General features: G+C 65.0%; 4 protein-coding genes. All 4 read right to left on the bottom strand.

Annotated features, from left to right (window positions below; translation table 11 throughout):
• The coding region (locus tag VIQ49_RS20620; protein WP_331888118.1) for an MlaD family protein at positions 1–305 on the bottom strand (305 nt) is incomplete at its 3' end.
• Positions 302–1828, bottom strand: coding sequence for an MCE family protein (locus VIQ49_RS20615; RefSeq protein ID WP_331888116.1), 1527 nt, complete (start codon positions 1826–1828; stop codon positions 302–304). The genes VIQ49_RS20620 and VIQ49_RS20615, both read right to left, overlap by 4 nt.
• On the bottom strand, positions 1812–2915 hold the full coding sequence (locus tag VIQ49_RS20610; protein WP_331888114.1) for an MCE family protein: 1104 nt from the start codon (positions 2913–2915) through the stop codon (positions 1812–1814). Before VIQ49_RS20610 ends, VIQ49_RS20615 begins: the two co-directional genes overlap by 17 nt.
• On the bottom strand, positions 2916–3941 hold the full coding sequence (locus VIQ49_RS20605; protein WP_331888120.1) for an MCE family protein: 1026 nt from the start codon (positions 3939–3941) through the stop codon (positions 2916–2918).
• Positions 3942–3945: the final 4 nt, after the last annotated feature.

Here is a 3945-nt window from a genome sequence, read left to right as displayed (position 1 = left end):
CCCACGGTCGCCACCGCGTTCGCGGGGATCACCACGTCGGGTTTGACCGAGACCTCCACGTCGGCATGCCAATTCTGCACCGTCATCTTGCCGACGCTGCCGACGACGACGTCGTCGATCATCACCGGTGAATTCGATTCCAGCGTCGCGACATTCGGCACCTGGACGTGGTAGGTCACCGCGTCCGGTCCGCGCCCCACCGCACCGGGCAGTGGCAGGGAGTTCACCCCCTCGAAGGCACAGCCGCTCAGCGACAGCGCAACAGCGCAACCGACGATGGTCAACTGCTTCACACCGCGGATCATGATGGCGGCATCCCTTCTGCAGGCAGCAGAGGCGCGTTGGGCGCCGACGGCGGCGGGCCTCCAGGAGTTCCCGCCGGCGGCCCGCCCGGACCCTGCGGAGGCAACAACAATCCGTCGACAGACTGCGGCTGCGGCTGCGCCGGGATGTTCGACAGGATGTTCGGCGGTCCCGGGATCGGCGCACCCGGGTACAACGCCGGCGATGGCGTGGCAGGCGCGTCCGGGTCCGGCTGATAGATCCCCGGCGGTCCTGGGGGCGCACCCCAGCCCGGAGGTGGCGGCACGTCGCCCGAACCAATGTACGCCGAGACCGTCGGCGGTATCTCCGGCGCGTCACCCGGCCCCGCACCGCCGGGTGCCAGCTTCGGGTCGGTGTAGATGATCCGGTCCGGGCTGACTGCCGGCCGCAGGTAGGCGTTGATCGGGAAAGGAAGGTTGTGAATGGGGATCGAGCGCAGCGCAGGCCCGAGGTATTGGGCGCAGAGCTTGGCGGTCTCGGGCGCGGTGGTGTTCGCGACGCCACCGATGAGACCGCAGACGAACCAAACCGGGTTCGAGAAGTTCGACACCGAGAACGCCCCGGTGACCGATCCGCCGTTCGGGTAGTAGATGTTCTCGAAGTTGGCAATCGCGTTCGGCGTGATGTGCAGAACGTTCTCCAGCGCCAGCCGATTGTCGACCAGGACCTGGGTGACCTGACCCAGGCTCCGGATCTGTTCGGCGGTCTGATCTCTGCTGCCTGCCACGAAACGCTGTACCTCACCGATGGTGAAGTTCAGATCGGTCAGGGCGGCATCGAGGTCGGACCTGCTGTCGTTCACAACGCTCGTCAGGCTCGCCAGTCGATTCTGGAACAGCACGATCTGCTGCTTGCTGTCGCGCAGGGCCGAGACGAAGATCTGCAGGTTCTTGATGATGTCGACGATGTTGCCGCTGCCTTCGGCGAAGATTCGCGCCACACCGGAGAGCTGCTTCAGCGTCTCCCGCAGCTTCTCGCCGTTGCCCTCCAGGGCGTCCGCGGCGCTGTCGACGAACCGGGAGATCGAGGTGTCCGAGACCCCGGCCTGCGGCCCCAATTCAGCTGCTAGACGCGTCAACTGGGTCTTGACCTCGTCCCATTCCACCGGGACGGCTGTGCGGTCACTGGGGATCACCCCACCGTCGCCCATCGTCGGTCCGGCACCGCTGCGGTAGGCCGGCGTTAGCTGGACGTATCGGGCAGCGACGAGGTTCTGGGCGACGATCACAGCCTTCGCGTCCGCCGGGATGGGCACGTCACTGTCGACCTTGAGGGTCATCTTGGTCTGCGTGCCCTCGGGTTCGATCTTGTCGATGGTGCCGACTTCCACACCGGACACCCGCACCTCGTCGCCAGGGTAGATCGCGGTAGCCGTCGGGAAGTAGGCCGTGATCGTCTTCGGCCCGAAGAACACCTGCCGGACCAGGAAGGCCGCGCCGGCGATCAGCAGTATGGCCAGCAGGATCGCCGTGCCGGCGACCCACCGCTTACGGGTTGCCATCATCGGGGAGATCTCCAGGCTGCGGAAGGCTGTTGACGGGGAACGGGAGCTCTGCACGCGGCCCGGCGTTGTCGGGCGGCTGGCCGGCATCGACGCCGCGCCGGAATCCGAACGCGTAGTCGAGGAACGGTTGCAGCAGCTGTGCGGGTTGGATGTTCGGGATCAGCGCGTTGTAATACGCACCGTTGGAAACGATCTCGCCCTGGGTCAGGTAGTACTTGGCCGCACCGGGCAGCATCTTGGCGAGGTTGTCCCGGTTCTTCTCGAGCATTCCCGTGACGTTGTTCAGCCGCTCCAGCGCCGGCGCGAGTTCGGCCTCGTTATCGGCGACCACGCCCGACAGTTGCTTCGAGACCGCCGAGATGTTGGCGAGCAGGCTGGTGATGGCGTACTTGCGCTCGTTGAGCACAGCGAGTAGGTCGTTGGAGTTCAGGATCAACGCGTTGACCTGCCTGCTGCGCTCGGAGAAGATGCCTGTGACGTCGCCGGCTGTCCTCAACAGTTCGGCCAGGCTGTCGTTGCGGCTGTTGAGCGACTGCGACAGTCGCGACAACCCATCGAACGTCGGTCCCAGCTGGGGAGCGACCTCATCGAGGGTCTGGGCCAGCGTATCCAGGGACTGGTTGAGCGTGTCGGTGTCAGTGGCCGCGGTATTGGCGGTGAGCTCGCTGACGGCGTCCGTCAACGAGTAGGGCGAGGAGGTCCGCGACGTCGGTATCGCGTTGTCTCGATCGAGCGTGCCGCTGCCCTCGGAGTCCAGCGCGAGGACCCGCTCGCCGAGAAGCGTTCCGGTGCGGATGTGCGCAGTGGTGTCGGAGCCCAGCGCGTACTTGCCGTCGATGGTGAAGCCGACCAGGGCGTCGCCGTTGTCGAGCTTGATGGACGACACCGAGCCGACCTTGATCCCCGACACGGTCACGTCATTGCCGACGGTCAGGCCGCCGGCTTCGGTGAACAAAGCCTGATAGCGCACAGCAGTGGCCCAGGACAGCAGCCTTTCGGGCTGCAGGCCGACGGCGATGACGAGGATGATCAGGACCACGCCGATGAAGCCGGCCCTGACGAGCTGAGATCCGCGATATTTGAGCATTTACTCTTCCACGCACCTTCCCTCTTCTTGTTTGATCCAGGGGAAGACCACGGTGCGCCCTTCGAGGTCGCTGGCGCGGAAGCTGATCCCGCAGATGTAGTACGGGAACCAGGCACCGTACGAACCGACGCGGGCGAGCTTGCGATAGATCTCGGGCAGGCGCTGGATCGTCGCGTCGAGGCGGTCCAGGTCATTGTCCACCAGCGGTGCGAGCCGGTGCAGCTCGTCGATGCTGTGCGCCAGCGGCGCCCGGCCCCGGTCCAGCAGGTCGGTGATCGAGGCGGTGCCGGTGTTCAGCGCGGTGATGGCGTCCCCGATGGGGTCACGATCGGCAGACAGCCCGCTGACGAGTTGCTCGAGTTTGTCGATCGCACCGGAGAACTCGTCACCGTCTTCCGCGAGAGTGTCCAGCACTGTTCGTAGGTCGACGATCAACTCCTCGATGACCTGGTTGTTGTCAGCCAGGGAGTTCGAGAAGGACGACGCCTTCGAGAACAACGATTCCAGGGTTCCGCCCTGGCCCTGGAGGATCTGCACCAGGGAGTTCGTCAGCGAGTTGACGTCCTCTGGGTTCAAGCCCTGGATCACGGGTTTGAGCCCACCGAGCAACACGTCGAGGTCGAGCGCAGGGGTTGTTCGGCTTTCGGGTATGTGCCCGCCGGCCGCGATGATCTGGTTCGAGTCCGGAGTGTCGACGAGCTCCATGTAGCGATCGCCCACCAGGTTGAGATAGCGGATGGCGGCCTTGGTCCCGGTGGTCAGCACCGTCTTTCGGTCGGTGTCGAACTCGACCAGGACCGTCCTGTCGGCCTGCAGTGACACATCCTTCACGGTTCCGACCCGGATGCCTGCGATGCGTACGGTGTCCCCCGTCTTCAACCGCGACGCGTCTTTGAAGACAGCCGAATAGGAGTGTGTCGAACCGGTTCTGGCGTCGCTGAAGACGAAGAACAGGAACGCCGTCAGGACCGCCATGACGAGCCCGAACGCCAGGAACTTGATGAGTGTGCCGGTTGATCGCGTCATCCCG

Source organism: Williamsia sp., assembly GCF_036566845.1.
GTDB lineage: Bacteria > Actinomycetota > Actinomycetes > Mycobacteriales > Mycobacteriaceae > Williamsia.
Note: the sequence above shows the minus strand (reverse complement) of the source record. Positions and strands in the feature narration are given on the sequence as shown.